Annotated in this window: 11 protein-coding genes; 3 read left to right on the top strand and 8 right to left on the bottom strand. The window is 62.3% G+C overall.

Annotation, left to right across the window (positions count from 1 at the left end; translation table 11 throughout):
- The first annotated feature begins 47 nt into the window (after positions 1-47).
- Positions 48-1,433, top strand: a complete 1,386-nt coding sequence (locus ACIPOO_RS12550; RefSeq protein WP_400607191.1) for a methyl-accepting chemotaxis protein — start codon at positions 48-50, stop codon at positions 1,431-1,433.
- A 174-nt stretch (positions 1,434-1,607) separates the two neighbouring features.
- On the opposite strand, the gene glgX is transcribed toward ACIPOO_RS12550, so the two are convergent.
- From glgX to glgA, 6 genes are all read right to left on the bottom strand, one after another.
- On the bottom strand, positions 1,608-3,794 hold the full coding sequence (gene glgX, locus ACIPOO_RS12545; RefSeq protein WP_400607188.1) for a glycogen debranching protein GlgX: 2,187 nt from the start codon (positions 3,792-3,794) through the stop codon (positions 1,608-1,610).
- 175 nt (positions 3,795-3,969) lie between these two features.
- Positions 3,970-4,353: a DUF2934 domain-containing protein gene (locus ACIPOO_RS12540; protein ID WP_274130803.1), complete on the bottom strand. Its 384-nt coding sequence runs from the start codon at positions 4,351-4,353 to the stop codon at positions 3,970-3,972.
- A 17-nt stretch (positions 4,354-4,370) separates the two neighbouring features.
- Positions 4,371-7,169 (bottom strand): malto-oligosyltrehalose synthase, encoded by a 2,799-nt coding sequence (locus tag ACIPOO_RS12535; protein ID WP_400607185.1) that lies wholly within the window; start codon positions 7,167-7,169, stop codon positions 4,371-4,373.
- Positions 7,166-9,235, bottom strand: coding sequence for a 4-alpha-glucanotransferase (gene malQ / locus ACIPOO_RS12530; RefSeq protein WP_400607182.1), 2,070 nt, complete (start codon positions 9,233-9,235; stop codon positions 7,166-7,168). The genes ACIPOO_RS12535 and malQ overlap by 4 nt, the downstream gene beginning before the upstream one ends.
- Positions 9,225-11,039, bottom strand: a complete 1,815-nt coding sequence (gene treZ, locus ACIPOO_RS12525; RefSeq protein WP_400607179.1) for a malto-oligosyltrehalose trehalohydrolase — start codon at positions 11,037-11,039, stop codon at positions 9,225-9,227. Before treZ ends, malQ begins: the two co-directional genes overlap by 11 nt.
- 30 nt (positions 11,040-11,069) lie before the next feature.
- Positions 11,070-12,656 (bottom strand): glycogen synthase GlgA, encoded by a 1,587-nt coding sequence (glgA, locus tag ACIPOO_RS12520; RefSeq protein ID WP_274130810.1) that lies wholly within the window; start codon positions 12,654-12,656, stop codon positions 11,070-11,072.
- Positions 12,657-13,260: 604 nt separating this feature from the next.
- Between glgA and ACIPOO_RS12515 the strand changes: the two genes are divergently transcribed.
- Together ACIPOO_RS12515 and ACIPOO_RS12510 are read left to right on the top strand one after the other, a co-directional pair.
- Positions 13,261-13,752, top strand: coding sequence for a GNAT family N-acetyltransferase (locus ACIPOO_RS12515; protein WP_274130812.1), 492 nt, complete (start codon positions 13,261-13,263; stop codon positions 13,750-13,752).
- 453 nt (positions 13,753-14,205) lie between these two features.
- A complete protein-coding gene (locus ACIPOO_RS12510) occupies positions 14,206-15,753 on the top strand; it encodes a transporter associated domain-containing protein (RefSeq protein WP_400607175.1) in 1,548 nt (515 codons plus the stop codon).
- A 121-nt stretch (positions 15,754-15,874) separates the two neighbouring features.
- Here the strand turns inward: ACIPOO_RS12510 and ACIPOO_RS12505 are convergent, their stop codons facing one another.
- Both ACIPOO_RS12505 and ACIPOO_RS12500 read right to left on the bottom strand, forming a co-directional pair.
- Positions 15,875-17,608, bottom strand: coding sequence for a phosphoethanolamine transferase CptA (locus ACIPOO_RS12505; RefSeq protein ID WP_400607172.1), 1,734 nt, complete (start codon positions 17,606-17,608; stop codon positions 15,875-15,877).
- 283 nt (positions 17,609-17,891) lie between these two features.
- Positions 17,892-18,065: a DUF6026 family protein gene (locus ACIPOO_RS12500; protein ID WP_274130819.1), complete on the bottom strand. Its 174-nt coding sequence runs from the start codon at positions 18,063-18,065 to the stop codon at positions 17,892-17,894.
- Positions 18,066-18,211 lie beyond the last annotated feature (146 nt).

The following is an 18,211-nucleotide window of genomic DNA, read 5'->3' as shown; positions in this document are numbered from 1 at the left end:
GGCACTGTGCTTGCAGTCCTACGGGAACCTTGCGAAGGAGTTGCCAGATGTTTTCACTGCGCGCCAATAAATACCGGGTCCAAGACGACGACCTGCTCAACCTGCTGTTCGACCGCCTGGACCTGACCGTGCAATTGTCCGGGCCGTCGCCGCTCAACAGGCGCTTGAACGGCTTTACCCAGTCCTTGCACCAGCGCCTGGGTCAGAGCCTGGCCGCCAGCGTGGACATTGCTGCCCATGCGCCCGAGCTTGCGCGGATCGCCCGTGCCACTGAACAGAGCGGGCAGACCCTGGCCCAGGCGTCGGAGCTGATCGCCAGCGCCAGCGAGCAGGTCAGCACGTCACTGGACAGCGAACTGGTGCCCGGCGCGGCAGAGGTTGCCAAGCTTTCCAGTGAAGTCGCATCGACTCTGCGCCAGTGCCAGCAGACCGGCGAGCAGGTGCTCGACCAAGTCAATGCCATCGGTGCCAGCGAAGAGACCCTCGATAAGGTGATCGGGCAGTTGTTCGGGCAACTGGAGGAGGTGAGCCAGGTGCTGGGCGTGATTGCCAGCATTTCGCAGCAGACCAACCTGCTGGCCCTCAACGCGGCTATCGAAGCGGCGCGCGCAGGGGAGCACGGGCGCGGCTTTGCGGTGGTCGCCGATGAGGTTCGGCGCCTGGCCGGGCACACCACTGAGTCCACCGGGCGGGTCAGCCAGATCATCGAGCGCTTTCGCGCCGACATGGATCAATTGGGTGCGGCCGGCAAAGTGATGCACGCGGCGGTGGCCGATGGCCGGGCGGGCATGACCCGCATGGGGGAGGACCTGTTGGGGACGCAGGCGGCCATGGATCAGCTCGATCAGCGAGTCGGGCATATCGCATCCGGCACCGAGCATATCGGGATCGCCGTGCATGCGATCAACCGTGACGTGCAGAACATCGCCGGGGTCGCCGCGCAGTTGTTGGGCAACGCCGGGCAGGTATTGACCCACAGTGATGCGGTGCGTGTCAGCGGGGATCGCTTGCTGGACGGGCTGGGCGGTTTCGGCCTGCAGATGCACAAGGCCATTCAGGGCAGTGTCGAACGGCTGGCCAGCGAGGCGGCGTTGCATGGGGATCTACAGGGCGCCGAACGCTTCATGCGCGACACGCTGCAACGGGATCAGCGCTTCGAGCTGTTCTACATGGTTGACCGCAACGGGGTGCAGATCAGCGAAAACATCGGGTTGGAGGGCAATGGCAAGGGGCTTAGTTGCAGGGGTCGCAACTGGTCCCAGCGGCCATGGTTTCGCGCCGTGGCCGAACAGTCCGCCAGCCACATCACGCCGGTGTATCGATCATCGGCTACGGATGATTTCTGCATCACCGTCTCGGTACCGATCTTTGCCGGCAATGGGCAGCTGAGCCGGGTGCTGGCGGCGGATGTGCGGTTGTCGGCGTTGATGTGAGAATCACCCGAGCGACGGAATACCCAAACGACGACATACATGGAATGTGCCTGTGGGAGCGGGCTTGCCCGCGAAAGCGGTGTGTCATCCACCCATGAGGTGGCTGGCCGATCGCATTCGCGGGCAAGCCCGCTCCCACAGAAATCGATGTGCAAAAAAGTATCGGACTCTGGCTTAGCCCTGATCCTCCTTCTGCAACTCGAACAGCAGCAACGAGCGCGGTGACACGGTGTACTCGGTGTTGAAGGCGAAGTGGTCCTTGCCACGGATGTCGGGCTGGTCGGTGTCGATCAGGCTGACCCAGTCGGTGCCTTCGGGCACTTGCGGCAGGGTGAAGTTGACGCCTTCGTGGTGGGAGTTGACGATCAGCAACAGGGTCGCCTCCGAGCCGCGACGACGAATCCCGGTCTCCTGGGCGCGGCCGTCCATGAGCATGCCCAGGCAGCGGCCGTTGGCGTCATGCCACTGCTCGATGGTCATCTCCTCGCCGCTCGGGGACAGCCAGGTCACGTCCTTGACTCCCAGCTCCTCGTTGTAGTCGCCGACCAGGAAACGCCCGCGACGCAGGATCGGATAGGTCTTGCGCAGCTTGATCAGGCGCTGCACGAAGCGATGCAGCGCGGTGCCGTCTTCGTCCCATTCCCAGTTGACCCAGCCAATCTCACTGTCCTGGCAATAGGCGTTGTTGTTGCCGTGCTGGGTGCGGGCGAACTCGTCACCGGCCACGATCATCGGCGTGCCCTGGGAGAACAGCAAGGTGGCGAAGAAGTTGCGCATCTGGCGCAGGCGCAGCGCGTTGATCTCGGGGTCTTCGGTCGGCCCTTCGACGCCATGGTTCCAGGAGCGGTTGTCGTTGCTGCCGTCCTGGTTGTTCTCGTCGTTGTCTTCGTTGTGCTTGTCGTTGTAGGACACCAGATCGTGCAGCGTGAAGCCATCGTGGGCGGTGACGAAGTTGACCGACGCATAGGACCTGCGTCCGCGCTGGTTGAACATGTTGCCCGAAGCGGTCAGGCGGCTGGCGAGGTCGGCCAGTTGCCCTTCATCGCCTTTCCAGAAGGCGCGCACGGTGTCGCGAAACTTGTCGTTCCACTCTGCCCAGCCCGGTGCGAAATGCCCCACCTGATAACCGCCGGGGCCGCAGTCCCAGGGCTCGGCAATCAGTTTGACCTGGCGCAGGACCGGGTCCTGGCGGCAGGCGACAAGGAAACTGTGACGCTCGTCGAAGCCATCGTGGTAGCGGCCGAGGATGGTCGCCAGGTCGAAGCGGAAGCCGTCGACATGCATCTCGGTGGCCCAGTAGCGCAGCGAGTCGGTGACCATCTGCAACACGCAGGGGTGGCTCAGGTCAAGGGTGTTGCCGGTGCCTGAATCGTTGATGTAGAAGCGTTTGTCGTCCGGCATCAGGCGGTAGTAGGAGGCGTTGTCTATGCCGCGCATGGACAGGGTCGGGCCACGCTCGTTGCCTTCGGCGGTGTGGTTGTAGACCACGTCCAGAATCACCTCAAGCCCGGCATGGTGCATGTGCGCGACCATTTCCTTGAATTCGGCGATCTTGCCGTGGGCCAGGAAACGCGGGTCCGGGGCGAAGAAGGCGATAGTGTTGTACCCCCAGTAGTTGGTCATCCCTTTCTGCAGCAGGTGCTGATCGTTGACGAAGGCGTGGATCGGCAACAGCTCGATCGAGGTCACGCCTAGGCCTTTGATGTGCTGGATCACGTCGTCGACCATCAGGCCCGAGAACGTGCCTTTGAGTTCGTCTGGCACAGCTGGGTGACGCATGGTGAAACCGCGGGTGTGGGTCTCGTAGAAAATGGTTTTTTCCCACGGCACGTTCACCCGTTGATCGCGGCCCCAGGTGTAGGCCGGGTCGATGACCTTGCACTTGGGCACGAACGGCGCGCTGTCGCGCTCATCGAAGCTCAGGTCGTCATCAGGGTGACCGATGGTGTAGCCGAACAGCGCTTCGGACCATTTCAACTGGCCGACCAGTTGTTTGGCGTAGGGGTCGATCAGCAGCTTGTTGTGGTTGAAGCGATGGCCGTTCTTCGGATCGTACGGGCCGTAGACGCGATACCCGTAGACCAGCCCCGGATGGGCGTCCGGCAGGTAGCCGTGGAAGATCTCGTCGGTGTATTCCGGGAGTTCGATACGCTCCAGTTCCGTCTCGCCGGTGGAGTCGAACAGACACAGCTCGACCTTGGTGGCGTTGGCCGAGAAGATCGCGAAGTTGACCCCCAGGCCGTCCCAGTTGGCGCCGAGGGGGAAGGGCAGGCCTTCACGGATGCGGGTTGCGTTGGCCTGCGGGCTGTCGGCCTTTGGGGTTTCATTCTGGGGGGCGGTGTTTTTCTCTTGCTTGCTCATGGTGATTCCTGAAATTCGAATGATTTCCTGAAGGCGAACAAAAGCTTTGTCGCAGGAGGGCTGCGCCAATGATCAAAAACAGGCAGGTGAATACCGCAGGGGGTTGTGATCGTTTTCAGGCGATCCCTGCGGCAGGGGTTTTGTCAGACGATGCTCGTTCGTCTGTTGCGCAGGCTCACGGCGCCGGAGGCTTGGCCGCCGGGGCCTTTTTCGCGGCCGGCTTGGCGGCAGGTTTTGCCGCAGGTTTGGCTGGCGCTGGCTTGTCTGCCCCGCTGGCGGCTACCTTGGGTTTGGCTGGCGCCTTTGCAGCAGGTTTGTCAGCAGCCTTGGCCGCAGGTTTCGCTGCAGGCTTGGCAGCTGGTTTTGCCGCTGCCGCCTTGGGCTCGGCCTTGGGTTTTGCAGCGCCTTTGGCAGCAGGTGCCTTCTTCGGCGCCTTGGCTTCGGCTTCCGCCAGTTTGCGAGCCATCTCCCAATGACGTGCATCCTGACCGTGAGGCTTGCCCTCGGTTTCCCAGATTTGGTGGGCCAGCTCGCTGATACGTTTCTCGTCGGCACTCATCTCGACACTCCCAGGTATTACAAGGTTTGTATTAGCAGATTTACGGAAAATTCCTTGAGCGCTGCGCTGAGCGACATTTCCTTGTTGGTTGTGACTGTAGCCTGCGAGAAAAGTCCCTTCCAATTTGGATCTGAATCAGCGAACGGCAGGATGATTCGTGTATTGCCCCAATTTGCCGCGTTGATGAATGGAGTTTGCGCGGTGCCCAATAGTTCAGCCGGCAAACGTGGAACCACAACGATTGCCCGGATACCCTCCGATTCCCGGGCGAACGCCATGATGTGCGTGGCCTGCTCGCCGACCACTTCAAGCGGTGTGTAGCGGCCTTCAGCAAACAGCGCAGGGTGTTGTTTGCGCAGCATGAGCACCTGCGCGATCAACGCCTGCTTGATGCGCCCGTCCTGCCAGTGCGCCAGGAGTCCGGCCGGTGTTGCAGCCTGGCTCAATGCGCGCTCGCGGGCGGGGTAATCCACTGGGCGACGGTTGTCCGGATCGACCAGGCTGAAATCCCAGAACTCGGTGCCCTGATACAGATCAGGCACGCCGGGCACGGTCATGCGCAGCAAGGTTTGCGCCAGACTGTTCAAGGCGCCGGCGGGGGCGATGCGGTTGGCCGTGGCGCCGATGGACTGACGCAGCGCCAGCGCATCGGGGCTGAGCAACAACTGCTGCAGAAACTCGCGGCAGGCGCTTTCGTAGGCCTCGTTCGGTGCGCTCCAGCTGCTTTGCAGCTTGGCTTCGCGCAGGGCCTTTTCCTGCCAGCGGGTCAGGCGTTCGGCATAAGCCTGGAAGGCTTCGTCGCCGGCAAAGTCCAGCGGCCAACTGCCGAGGATTGCCTGGTACAGCATCAGTTCGTCGCCCGGGCTGATCGCCGTATCACCGGCCTTGAGCGGCGCCGACAACGCCAGCCAGCGCTCGACCTGTTCGGCGTACCAGCCGGCGTTCTCGCTGAGCACGGCAAGGCGGGTGCGGGTGTCTTCGCCGCGCTTGTGGTCGTGGGTGGCGGTGGTCAGCAGGTTGTCGGGGAAGGTCGCACCACGCTGGATGCACACCTGGTGGAAGTCCTCTACCGGCGCACTGAAATGTTGCGGATGGAAGCCCACATCGTTGCGCGACAACAGCACGGCCGAGCGGTAGAAAGAGGTGTCTTCCACCGACTTGGCCGCCACCGGTGAGGTCAGTTGCTGGAAACGGTTGCCGGCCTTGCGGCGCATCTCGCGCAAGGGACCGGTGGGGTAGTCGCGCAGGCTTTCGCCGCCGAGCCAGCGTTGCAGGTAGTCGAGCACCGGCCAGTCGCCTTCGCTGAGCATGTCCCGGGCGCCGGCCATGGCCTGGTCGAAGAAGCGCTGGTCCTCGGCCGAGCGGCCGCAAGCGTTGATGTAAGTGCGATAGACCGGGAAGTTGCCCACCAGCGCCAGCAGCGAGCGGCGGATCGCACCGAGGGTCAGGTCGCGGCTCATGACATCGCTGCGGGCCACTTGCAGCAGGGCCTGGGCCAGGTTTTCGAAGTCACCGGCCAGGGTGCCGTGCAGCACCAGGTCGCGGGCTTCGAGCACTTCCAGGTTGAAGTCGGCGGTGCGACCGCTGATCCGGCTCCACAGCTCGCCGAGGATTTCCTCGCCCCTGGGGTCGTGTTGCAGCAGCGACACCTGGTTCATGAACTCGTAGCCGGTGGTGCCGTCCACGTTCCAGTCGCTGCGCAGTTGCTCGTCGGGGCCGAGGATTTTCTCGACGAAGATCGGCAGGTGCGCAAGTTCAGTGCCCGCCGGACGCCGCGACAGCAGGCTGTCGACGCGACGGCGCAACTTGCGGCAATAACCCCGAGGGTCGGCCAGGCCGTCGATGTGATCGATGCGCAGGCCGTCTACAAGGCCTTCGGCGATCAACTGGAAAATCTTCGCGTGGGTGGCTTCGAACACCTGGGAGCGCTCGACCTTGAGGCCGCCCAGCTCGTTGATGTCGAAGAAGCGCCGCCAGTTGATGTCGTCGCCTGCGGTACGCCAGCTGGCCAGGCGATAGTCCTGTTGCTCGAGCAGGCGGTGCAGGCGTTTGAAACCATCAGGCTGGCGTGAATCGAACTGCTCAAGCCCGGTCTCGATGGCCTCGATCAGCGCGGGGTTGGCTTTGAGCAAGTCGGCCAGTTCGTCCTTGAGCTGCTGGGCCTGTTCATAGGCCTGCGGATGGTTGTCCAGCCGGGCGAAGGCCTGGGTCAGCGCCTCAAGCTCGGGGCGCCGCGCGGCGTTGAGCAGCGGGGCGTAGGTGCCGGGGTTGATCGGGAAGTGGTGCTGATAATGCTCGACCCGGAAACTGCCATGCTCGGCATCGAAGCGCAGCGGCACTTCGCCGTTCTGCAAGACGGTGCCGTAGTCGGTGCTCAGGAAGGGTTGCAGCAACTGGCCCTTGAGCAGCGGGTCGGGGGAATTCCACTGGATGTCGAAGAACTTCGCGTAGGGGCTGCGCTGGCCCCATTCGAGCAGGTCGAGCCACCACGGATTGTCCGCTCCGCCGACGGCCATGTGGTTGGAAACGATATCCAGAATCAGCCCCATGCCGTGCTCGCGCAGCGTCGCCACCAGCCGGCGCAGGGCAGGTTCGCCACCCAGCTCCGGGTTGATGATGCGCGGATCGACCACGTCATAGCCGTGCATGGACCCGGCGCGGGCCTTGAGCAGCGGCGAGGCATAGAGATGACTGATGCCCAGGCTTGCGAAGTAGGGCACCTGTTTCGCGGCATCGTCCAGGGTGAAGTCTTTATGAAATTGCAGGCGCTGGGTCGCCCGCAGCGGGCTCAAGACGGGGTTGACCGGCGGGTTCATTGGTCACGCTCCGCTGCCTGTTGCCGCGCGGCGGCGAGAATTTCCAGACGCCGTGCGGCGTTGGCGTTGTCCAGCAACCCGGCACTGTCGCCGGGCAGGCGCCTGCGCCAGTTGGGGTGGCTGTCGATGGTGCCGGGCAGGTTGGCCTGTTGTTCGATGCCCATGGCGTCTTCGATGGGCAGCAACACCAAGGGCGCACGGGTGTGGCCCAGATAGCGCACGCTGCCGTCGATCATGTCGCTGTCGTTGCTGTCGTGCATGCCGTAGTTCAGGCGCAACGCAGCACGCAGGCCTTCACGTTCGCGTTCGCGGGCTTCGCGCCATTGGCGTTCGGTGTCGTCGTCGATGTGGCCCAGGGTCTTGTTCCAGTCGATGTCCAGCTCGCTGAGCCAGCCGGTAAGGGTGGGCAAATCGTGGGTGCTGGTGGTCGCCAGGGCATCGTCGGACCATTTGATGATCGGCTTGAAATGGGCGTTGTCCTGCTCGAACAACAGCACACGCATGCCCAGGATGGCCCGGGCCGAAAGCTTGTCGTGCAGGCCCTCGGGCACCGTGCCCAGGTCCTCGCCGAGGACCACCGCCTTGTGTCGCCAGGATTCCAGGCACAACAGGCGCAGCATGTCGTCCAGCGGGTAATTGAGGTACGCGCCCTCGCTTGGCGGTGAGCCCAGCGGCACCACCCACAGGCGTTGCAGGCCCATCACGTGGTCGATGCGCAGGCCGCCGGCGTGGGCGAAGTTGGCCCGCAGCATTTCGATGAAGGCGCGAAAGCCATTGCGCTTGAGGCCTGTTGGCGAGAACGCCGAGATCCCCCAGCTTTGCCCCGAGCGGTTGAGGATGTCGGGCGGCGCGCCTACGGTCAGCGCCGAGAGCAGTTCATCCTGGCGGCTCCAGGCCTGGCTCCCGGCCCCGTCGGCACCCACGGCAAGGTCGCCGATCAAGCCGACACTCATGCCGCTGCCGCGCGCGGCGGTCTGCGCCCGCTCCAGGCCTCGGGCGATCAGCCACTGGGCGAAGGCGTGGAAACCGATCTGCTCGGCGTGGCTGGCGGCAAACTCGTCGATGGCCTGGCTGCGCGGGTTCTTGAACTGTTCGGGCCACTCGTGCCAGTTGCCGCTGATGCCGAGTGTTTCACACTGGTCACGCAGGGCCTCGAAGCGGCAGTGGTTTTCCAGTGCCTCGCCACCGGCGTGACGGAAGCTCTTGAAGTCTTCGTGCAGCGGATTGCCACTGGCGATGAACGAGGCGTATAGCGCGCGGAAAACCTTCCATTTGGCGGCCGCAGCGGCGGGCCAATCGATCAGCGACTGTTCTTCCAGACGCTTGAGTTCTTCACCCAGGCCGGTTTCGTCGATGGCGGTGCGCAGGGCCCGCTCGCCTAGGATGGCACCGGGGGCCGCGTACAGCGCATTGAGGAACAACCGGCTCGATGGCGAATAGGGGCTGAAGCGCTCGGTGTCGCTGGCGAACATCGCGTGCACAGGGCTGATGGCGATCGCCGCGGCGCCGCGCTCCCCGGCTGCCCGGGCAAAGGTTTCCAGCGCCTGGGTGTCGCCGAAGCCGCCGTCGCCACTCCTGCGAAGATAATAGAGTTGCAGGGTCAGACCCCAGGCACGGGGGACGCTGGTATCGGTGGCCATGGCCAGGCTGTAGGCGGTCCTGGGCGCCACGGCGATGGTCAGGTGCTGGCCGTCGATGGCCAGTTGCTGATAACCGACGGTGGCCAGCGCGGGCAGCTCGGCATCGGCGGTGAGGTTGGCCTCCAGGCGCGAGCCGTCTTCGAGTTCGAGCACGAATGGGGTGTTCGGCTTGAACCATGCCGAGAGGTCGAGGTTGCTGCCGTGATCCACCGTCAGCAGCGGTGGCGGGGTGGTCGATTGGCTCTCGTGCCGCAGGCGCTCAAGGCTGGCAGCGATCTGTGAGTCGTCTGTGGCGGGGTGGCCGAGACTTTCGAGTACCTTGCGCAGCACGTCGGGGCTGACCCGCTGCGGTCGTGCGTTGGCGTCTTTCCAGTCGACCGACAATCCCGCCTCGGTCGCCAGCATTTCCAGTTGCTCATTGCTCATCCGTATCCTCCGCAACGTCACTCGATATCAGGCTGACAATGGCCGTGTAGGGATTGAGGCTGCCCCGGCGTGAAAGTTCTGCCGATTGTGGATGGGATTCATGAAGAACATGCTGCACGCCATGGCTGTCGACCTGCACGCTGTGTTCGCTGAGGTTCAGATCAATGCGCAGCACCTGGCCGTCGCCCATCTCCCAGCGTGCACTGACCGCCTTGTCGGCCAGCACCTGGGCACCCAGCGCCCTGGCGCCGGCCAGACGCGGCACGATGTGCGCGTGGCGGACCGCGAGCAGTTCGCGGTACAGCGCCTGCCAGTTGCGATGATCCTGCCCCAGGTCGGTTTCCAGCAGCAGTGCGTCGGCGGCCGGGCGCGAGGAGCGGAAAGTCTGCAAGGCGTTGGGGTCGGGGATGCGTTCACGTCGAGCAGGATCCGCGAAGGCGGCAAAGTCGGCGAACTCACCGCGCCGCCCTTCGCGCACGGCATCGGCCAGTTCATCGTGGAAGTCGGTGAAGAACAGGAACGGCTCGCTGGCCCCCCATTCATCGCCCATGAACATCAGCGGAATCATCGGCGACAACAACAGCAAGGCCGTGGCCGCGCGCAGTGCAGGGGCCGGGCAGAGTTGAATCAGGCGCTCGCCCAGGGCGCGGTTGCCGATCTGGTCGTGGTTCTGCAGGAACAGCACGAACGCGGTCGGCGGCAGATGGGCGCTGGGTTCACCACGGGCGTGACCATGGCGGGTGGTTTCGCCCTGATAGACGAACCCCTCGCCCAACAGCCGCGCCAGCTTGTGGGTGGGCTGCTCGGCGAAGTCTGTGTAGTAGGCGTCGGTCTCACCGGTCAGCAGTACGTGCAAGGTGTTGTGGCCGTCATCGTTCCATTGCGCGTCGTAGCCTTTGGTGATGTGGCTGGCCTGGTTGAATTCGTTTTCCAGGGTCAGCCACACATGCCGGGAGGGCGGAACTGCCTGACGAATCCGCTGCGCCATTTCCTGCAGGAAGGTCGGATCTTCGATGGCGTGCACGGCATCGAAACGCAGGCCGTCGAAGCGGTAGTCGAGCAACCACATCAGGCTGTTGTCGATGAAAAAGTCGCGCACCTCGCGGCGGCGGAAATCGATGGCATCGCCCCAGGGCGTCTTCTTGTCGCTGCGAAAGAAGTGCTTGGCGTAGGCGTTCAGGTAATTGCCGTCCGGCCCGAAGTGGTTATAGACCACGTCCAGAATCACCATCAGGCCCAGGCCGTGGGCGGTGTCGATCAGATGCTTGAGCTGCTCGGGTGTGCCGTAGGAAGCCTGCGGCGCGTAGGGCAGCACGCCGTCATAGCCCCAGTTACGCTCGCCGGGAAACTGCGCGATGGGCATGAGTTCGATGGCCGTGATGCCGGTGTCCACCAGCCGTTGCAGGTGCTGCTCGACCCCCGCAAAGCCGCCGAGGGCGCCGACGTGCAACTCGTAAATGACCGCCTCGTGCCAGGGGCGTCCGCTCCAGGCACTGTGCTGCCATTCGAAGGCGTTGTGATCGACGACCCGGCTGTAGCCATGCACCTCGCTGACCTGAGCCCGGGAAGCCGGGTCAGGTACCTTGAGGTTTTCATCGATGGTGTAGCGATAGCCTGTGCCTGCCGGGCATCGGGTATCAAGGACGAACCAGCCGTTTTCCTGCGGCAGGAGGGCCAGTGATGGCCCGTCCTCTAACTCCACGCTGACGTAGTAGGCATCCGGTGCCCAGAGGGCGAACCGGGTGTGTTCGGGATCCAGCAAGACGGCGCCGTGGCGCCAGCTCTCATCCGTGCGCGATGGCATCCGTTACCCCTTATCTGTGTTCGGTATGACTCAGTAATGCAGTGCAGCCCCCACGTTCTTCTTCAACAGCTCCTGATAAAGATCGGCATAGGGTTCAACGGCCTTGTGCCAGTCGAATGGTGCAGCCATGGCGCGGCAACGCATGGCGTTGAGCAAAGGCGGGTTCTCGAACACCTTGAAGGCGCGGGTCAGGGCTTCGGTGTAGCTTTCAACGGTAGATTCGTTGAACAGGAAGCCGGTGCAGCCGTCTTCGATGGTGTCCGCCAGACCGCCGGTGCAGCGGGCCACTGGCAATGAGCCGAAACGCTGAGCGTACATCTGGCTCAGGCCGCAAGGCTCGTAGCGCGATGGCATCAACAGGAAATCGCTGCCGGCGAACATGCGCCGGGCGTCGGTTTCGTTGAAGCCGACACGCACGCTGATCTGACCGGGGAAGCGGGCGGCGAGGGCGCGCATGGCGTCTTCTTCGTCGGGTTCGCCACGGCCGATGATCGCGATCTGGCCGCCATTCTTGACGATGAACTCGGACACGCCGATGGTCAGGTCCAGACCCTTCTGGTACACGAGGCGCGAAACCACGGCGAACAGCGGGCCGGTGGAAGGCTCAAGTTCGAACAACTCGCGTACGTGATCGGCATTGATCTCCTTGCGGGTCCACTCGTTGGGCGCGAAGTTGCAGATCAAGTGATCATCGGTGGCCGCATCCCAGCTTTCATCGATGCCGTTGGGAATCCCGCTCAGTTGGCCGCGATTGGCCTTGCTCTGCAGGAAGCCTTCCAGGCCGCAGCCGAAATCCGGGGTGGTAATTTCCTTGGCATAGGTGGCGCTGACGGTGGTGATGTGGCTCGCATAGGCCATGCCGGCCTTGATGAACGACAGGCGACCGTAGAACTCCATGCCATCGGGACCCAGTGCCTGATCGGGAATCCCCAGCTCGCGGCTCGATGCGGTGCTGACGAAGCCCTGATAGGCCAGGTTGTGGATGGTGAAAATGCTCGGCGTACTCTGGCCGCGCCACTTCATGTAGGCAGGGGCCAGGCCCGCTGGCCAGTCGTGGGCGTGAACCAGCTCGGGGCACCACTGGGTTTTCACGGCGCCGGCGGCGAAGTCCGCAGCCGCCAGGCCCAGGCGGGCGAATCGGATGTGGTTGTCGGACCAGTCGCGGCCATGGTTGTCGCCGTAGGGCGTGCCTTCGCGTTCGTACAGTTCGGGGCAGATCAATACATAAATGACCAGGCCGTCTTTCATGTCCATCCGGCCGATCTTGCAGGGAGGCAGGGCCGCATGGCCGCCCAGCTCGCTGATGATGTGAATCGGGTTTCCGCTATTGATGACCTGTGGGTAGCCGGGAATCAGCACGCGTACATCGTGCAGGTGGCGCATGGCGCGCGGCAGTGCAGCAGACACATCACCCAGACCGCCGGTTTTCACCAGATCGGCCATTTCCGAAGTGACGAACAGAACCTTCTTTCTGTTCACCATGGATATGCCTGGTTGTACAGGGGGCAGTTGCAGCAGAGGTGCGCTCGTCGTTGCGAAGACCGGCAGATGGGTCAGCTCGCTGGCCGGCTGATTAAAACTCTCTCCCTTCTGGGTTTTGACAGCGGCACTAATCATCGTTTTCTCCCATTCGATACGCAGTGTTGGTACAGCACTTGAGTTGTAATTGGCCATGTCCTATGGCCAGGCACACAAGACCTACGCAAGATCGATACCCATTTACCGACTGCATAGTGAAGGACAGGGTGAAAGCGGCCTCTGCTCGGGCTTCAACCAATAGCATAGGCGCTCTATTGTGCTGACCCGGGGGTTTTGCAGAAGTTTCGACTTTTTTTCAAGGATATGTCTGGGACGGGGCACGGCAGCTTTTTGTAGGAAAAATTTCATCTTGCTACACCATCTCCATGGCCGGGCCGTGCGCCGCCTTGGCGCAGGGTAAACGGGAAAAACGGGTGGACGACCGTTGATCGGATTGTTCGACAATCAAACCAATGGGGCCGACGGAGCATAGCGTTTAAAGATTGTTTTGCGACCACCCGGTCACGAAAATTCGACGAGATGCCATTTCTCGGTGCGTCATGGATCGATTCTTGTGCGTTCGGAGAAAAATCCTACTTTTGTACCGGTCCTTTTGCGTGCGTCCCACGGTAGAATCCCGGTCACGCGGCAACCGGCTCTCTGGCCCGTTGCCAGTCACCTTTTCCAGTTGTAGAGGAAGTCAATGCAAGCCCCTGAGGTGCTGGTCCTGCAAGCCAGCTATAGCAACCCGGTCCACGCCGAAGCCATCGGCTTTCTGCTCAATCAATATGCCGAAGACCCAATGGGTGGCGGTCACTCCCTGTCCATGGACACTCGCGAGCAACTGGCGATCGAGCTGGCCAAACGTCCCCACGCGTTCAGCGTGCTGGCCTTCATCGCGGGCGAGCCGGTGGGGCTGGTCAACTGTTTCGAGGGGTTCTCCACCTTCGCCTGCCGCCCTCTGGTCAACGTTCATGACGTGGTGGTGATCGCGTCTGCCCGTGGGCAGGGCATCAGCCAGAAGATGCTGGCCAAGGTCGAAGAAATCGCCCGTCAGCGCGGTTGCTGCAAGATCACCCTGGAAGTGCTCGAAGGCAACACGGCGGCCCGCGGCGCTTATGAGAAGCTGGGTTTCAGCGACTACCAGCTCGATCCACAGATGGGCCGCGCGTTGTTCTGGCAAAAGGCGTTGTAAAGGCACCGATCTTCCTGCAGCGGCACGGCTTGCCGGCGGGGGCGCGTTCAGAATCGCCCCGCCGGCAAGCCGTGCTGCTACGGCCTTCGGCCAAAACCGGATCGAAAGCACGACGCAGTCCCGTAGCAGCCGGGCTTGCCCGCGGGAGCGGTCCTGAACATTTCACTGTTGCCTGGGCAACACCTTTCAAAATATTTGTAACAGTTAAGTCCTGTAGGAATATTCCTTGCGCGAGGTAGGATCGCCTCCCGTATTCATTTCAGGACACCCATGTCTCTCTCACTGGAACCTCCCAGTTGCCGATTGTGCCCACTGACCGCAGATCGCTTTTTTCTTTCTCCTGGCGCTGATTCGCGCCTGATCACGATTATTCTTCCCCAGAACGACCTGCCTGCTGGCACGTCGGGCTTTGTCGTGCCTGTCCTCTCGCCACTGATAAGGATGCATTGATCCATGGAATGGCTTGCTGATCCCACGGCCTGGCTGGGCCTGTTGACGCTGATCGTGCTGGAACTGGTGCTGGGTATCGACAACCTGGTGTTCATTGCCATCCTCGCCGACAAGCTGCCGCCCGAGCAGCGCGACAAGGCGCGGGTGTTGGGCCTGTCCCTGGCGCTCATCATGCGCCTGGGCCTGTTGGCCAGTATTTCGTGGATGGTGACGCTGACCGAGCCGTTGTTCGAGGTCTTCGGCAAAAGCTTCTCCGGACGCGACCTGATCATGCTGTTCGGTGGTGTGTTCCTGCTGTTCAAGGCCACGATGGAACTGCACGAACGCCTGGAGGGGCATGTCGCCCAGCAATCGGGCAGCACCACCTACGCACTGTTCTGGCCCATCGTGGCGCAGATCGTGGTGCTGGACGCCGTGTTCTCGCTGGATGCCGTGATCACTGCCGTGGGGATGGTCGATGAACTGTCGATCATGATGATCGCCGTGATCTTCTCCATCGGCATCATGATCGTCGCCAGCAAGCCGCTGACCGCCTTCGTCAACGCCCACCCGACGGTCATCATGCTGTGCCTGGGCTTCCTGATGATGATCGGTTTCAGCCTGACCGCCGATGGCCTGGGTTTCCACATCCCGAAAGGCTATCTGTACGCGGCAATCGGCTTCTCGATCCTGATCGAGGTGTTCAACCAGATCGCCCGTTCCCGACGCAAACGCAGCCTCAAGGGCCATCTGCCGCGCCGTGAGCGCATGGCCCATGCGGTGTTGCGCCTGATGGGCGGCAGAAAGCCGGGTGTCGAAGAAGTGGGCGAGGACATCGCCGACATGCTCGACGGAGATGCCGAAGAAGTGGTGTTCGACCGGCGCGAGCGCGTGATGATCAGCGGCGTGCTGCAACTGGCCCAGCGCCCGGTGCGCACGGTGATGACGGTGCGCAACGACGTGGACATGATCGATCTGGACGACGATCAGGAAAGCATCCGTCAGCGCCTGATGAACTCGTCCTATTCGCGCCTGCCGCTGGTGCGTGGCGGCCGGATCGACGAGCCGCTGGGCTTCGTGCACAAGAAGGAAATGCTCACGGCGATGCTGGCGGGCGTGGAGCCCAACCTGGAGCACATGGTGCGACCCACGCCCAACCTGCTGGACAGTTTCTCGGTGCTCAATGCGCTGGAGCAGATGCGCAGCCAGTCGACCCACATCGCGTTCGTGGTCAACGAGTTCGGTGACTTCACCGGCATCCTGACCATGACCGACATCCTGGAGTCCATCGCCGGTGAGTTGCCCGACGCGAGCGAAATCGACGGGCCGGACCTGATCGAGGAGGGCGAGGGTGTGCTGGTCAACGCGGCCATGAACCTCAGTCACCTGCGCGAACGCATCGGTTTCAAGGCCCGCGCCACCGACGAGTATCAGACCCTGGCGGGGCTGATCATGAGCCTGCTGGATCGATTGCCGGTGATCGGCGACGAGCTGGTATGGGAAGGGTGGAATGTGAAGGTGGTGCAAGTGCAGGAGCGGCGGGTGACGCGGGTGTTGTTGCGCAAGCTATAGGCGCATTGAACACCTGTAGGAGCGCGCTTGCCCGCGACGGCAGTGTGTCAGCCCATTGATACTGTGCTGACACTCCCTCGTCGCGGGCAAGCGCGCTCCTACGGTCCGTGGCGGCGGCGAGTTACTTGGTCACCACTTCCGGAGATTTCGCCGCCTTTTCCATCACCGCGAAATCACTCAGGCCTTTCTGCGCATACGGATCGCCAATCAGCCGTGGGCGTGCCTTGAAGTCCAGGCTGACCAGGCTCTTGGTGGTGTCCAGTTCGTCAAAGCTGAGGCCCGCGAGTTGCGCCCAGGTGTGAATCAGGTTCGAACTGGTGTAGGCCCGGTTGTGGATGCTGTCGAAGTTCCAGTCGTGGGTCTCGCGCCATTTCGGCGAGGCGTAGGCAATGAACGGCACCGTGTACATCGGGATCGTCGGCTTGGCCTCGTTGCGCCCCAGGGTGTCGTGGCCTGCAGAGTCATAGACATCTTCGCCGTGGTCGGAAAGGTACAGCAGGAAGCCATTCGGATCGGCCTTGCTGTAGGTCTTGATCAGGCTCGACACCACGAAGTCGTTGTACAGCACGGCGTTGTCGTAGCTGTTGTACAGCTCGAGCTTGCTGTCATCGATGGCAGCGGGAACGCCGTCCCGGCCGGTGAATTTCTCGTAGTCCTGCGGGTAGCGGTACTGGTAGCTCATGTGCGTACCCAGCAGGTGCACCACGATGAGCTTGCGCGGCGCCGCGTCATTCAATGCCTTGGCAAACGGCTCCAGCACGTCGCCGTCGTACTGGCGGGCGTTCTGGTTGCGGTTGTTGTTCAGGTACACCTGCTCGTCGGCCTGCTCGGAGAAGGTGGTGAGCATGGTGTTGCGCTTGGTCATCGTCTGCTGGTTGGTGATCCAGAAGGTCTTGTAGCCCGCCTGTTTCATCACGCTGACGATGGATGGCGTCTTCAGGTACAGGTCCGGGTTTTCTTCATCGGCGAAGGTCAGGACCTGCTGCAGCGCCTCGATGGTGTAGGGGCGCGGGGTGATGACGTTGTCGAACACCTGCAACTGGTCCTTCATGGCGTCCAGGTTGGGTGTGGTCTGGCGTGGGTAGCCATATAGATGCATGCGGCCACGGTTGGTGGACTCGCCGATCACCAGCACCAGCGTGGTGGGCAGGCCGGCTTGCTGATCCTTGAGGTTCTTCAGCGGGGCGATGCTGCTACTGGTGGCCAGCATGTCCTGCATGCTGTCCAGCTGCTGGGTGTAGCGGTGGTAGGCGACCAGCATCTGCCATGGCACGGCAGGCTCGATGCGTGACTCGAAGGCTTCCAGGCCGGCTGCGGTGGTGTCGAAGCGCGACATCTGCTTGGCCAGCGGGTAGCCGATGATCGCCACCAGCAACGCCACGGCGGTCACCCAGGCGCGGCCACGGGGCATGTACACCGGGCGCAGGCGGGTCCAGAGGAAAATCGCGAAGGCGGTGTGGGCGATGAAGGCCAGCACGATCCACCAGGCGAAGTACTGGGTCATGTACTCGCCAGCTTCAGAGATGTTCGACTCGAACATGATGAAGATGACGCTCTGGGAAAACTCCTGCTGATAAATGAAGAAGTAACCCAGGCTGGCCATGGAGCAGGCCCACAGCACCACGCCGATGACGGCGGCCATCACGCGGGTCTTGTTGGGGAACAGCAGCATCGGCGCGAGCCAGATGCCACTCATCACGAACGCCTGGCGAAATCCTGCGAAGCCGGTGATGCCGGTCAACTGGATCAGCAGTTGGGTGATTCCGGAGAAGTACCAGAAGAAGACGAACAGCCAGGCGAGACCCGCCCAGTCGAATTTTTTCGGAGTCGGGGTGCTCCGTTGCGTTGTTGCCATCAGGCGCTCCAGCTATGGATCTTTCGCGCGGCCGAACAGCACGGACGCGTCACAGAGGGGCGTGAGTATGGTGATGGGCAGGTGAAAAATATGTGAGACGGGTGTCGGGACGGTGTCGTTTGACACACAAATGTGCTTTCAGGGCGGTTGAACGATACATCGCGCAACGGGTCCGACGCTTGGCAGGTCGAGTTTCAAGAGGGTGAAGGCAGCGGGGGATCAACCAGGGGGCAAGCCGGCAGATCGGGCTTGCCATGTACGGGGAAGGCGGGCGGAGCGGGGATCAGGCTTGCAGGGCGGTGCCCGACGAAGCGATCTGGGTGTGCTGCAGCAGTTGAGTCAACTGAGCCACTTTCTTTTGCAACTGATCGCGTTCTTCTTTCAATTCACGCAGTTCGTCGCGACGAATGGTAACGTACAGGGTTTGTGGAACGCTTGCAGGTAGTACTGTGCCCATTGCTCACCTCGCAAATGGCGGATTCAACATCGTAAGGTTCAAGCAATGACAGCATCGCTACCCGACTTGCCTATGCTTCCTACCTTTGTCGGCGCGGATTCTGATTTCTTTTGACGCAAAAGGGAACTTTTTTATTTTGAATTGTC

This window comes from Pseudomonas sp. NPDC090201, from assembly GCF_044746825.1.
Classification (GTDB): domain Bacteria; phylum Pseudomonadota; class Gammaproteobacteria; order Pseudomonadales; family Pseudomonadaceae; genus Aquipseudomonas; species Aquipseudomonas putida_AD.
This window is presented reverse-complemented; position numbering and strand designations above follow the sequence as displayed.